The organism is Streptomyces turgidiscabies Car8 (assembly GCF_000331005.1).
GTDB classification, from domain to species: domain Bacteria; phylum Actinomycetota; class Actinomycetes; order Streptomycetales; family Streptomycetaceae; genus Streptomyces; species Streptomyces turgidiscabies.
This window is the reverse complement of sequence record NZ_AEJB01000220.1, coordinates 1-973: the sequence shown is the minus strand read 5'-3', so window position 1 is coordinate 973 and position 973 is coordinate 1. Positions and strand designations below refer to the sequence as shown.

Annotated in this window: 1 pseudogene; it reads right to left on the bottom strand. The window is 75.1% G+C overall.

The window, feature by feature from the left end:
* Positions 1–973, bottom strand: a pseudogene (locus STRTUCAR8_RS14555) (helix-turn-helix transcriptional regulator); the annotation flags it as partial.

The following is a 973-nucleotide window of genomic DNA, read 5'->3' as shown; positions in this document are numbered from 1 at the left end:
GCCCCGGTGGGTCGGGGCTCCGGCCCACTCGCGTCGACGGACTCGACGGCATCGGCTGACTCGATGGCTCCGACGGACTCGATCGCGTCGGCCGCGGCGAGACAGAGCTCCGTCCGCTCCACGGGAAGCAGCCGGTGGGTGATGGCGTCGGCGGTCAGGGCATGGCGGAACGTGTGCCAGCCGGGCTCCTCCGGCGTGGTGCCGTCGGCGACCAAGTGGGCGCGTGCCGCATGGCGCAGCTGGCGCAGCGCCGTCGCCCTGTCGAGCCCGGCGACGCGGGCGGCGACGTCCACGGGGAAGCGCCTGCCCAGGACGGCCGCCGCTTCCAGGAGCGCGACCCCGGGCGGTTCCAGGTGGTCCACGCGCTGAAGCACGGCGGCGGCGACGGTCGCGGGCACATGGGCGTTCAGCGAGCCGGTCACCGTCCAGCCCTCACCCCGCCGCCGGACGAGGTCGCCGCTGTCGACCATGGCGGTCAGCAGTTCCTCCACGACGAAGGGGACACCCTCTGAAACGGTGTGCAGCCGGTCCAGCACGGCTGCCGGTACGTCGCCCGCGTGGTCGTGGCCCAGACAACGGGCGGCCAGCTCGGCGGTGTGGGCGGGGCCCAGGCGGGCGAGGCGCAGGGTACGGGCCGTACGCCGGGACGCGGCGGCCTCGGCGAGGTCGATGGCCGGTCCGGGTCCACCGCGCAGGGTGGCCAGCAGGACGGCGCGCTGGCCGGAAAGGTTGTCCGTGAGGTAGTCGACGATGGTGAGCGTGTCGGCGTCCGCGTCGTGCAGGTCCTCCAGGACCAGGACACAGCCGCCGGTTCGTCCGAGGGTCCCCAGGAGCCGCAGCACCGCCTCGGCATAGCCCACCAGCGGCGCGCCGTCCGGCGGCGCCAGCCCGCACAGTCGGGACAGCAGCGGCTCGTACGGGCCCAAGTCCCCGTCGGCGGGCGCCCCTTCGCCGCGCAGCCCGGAGAACACCG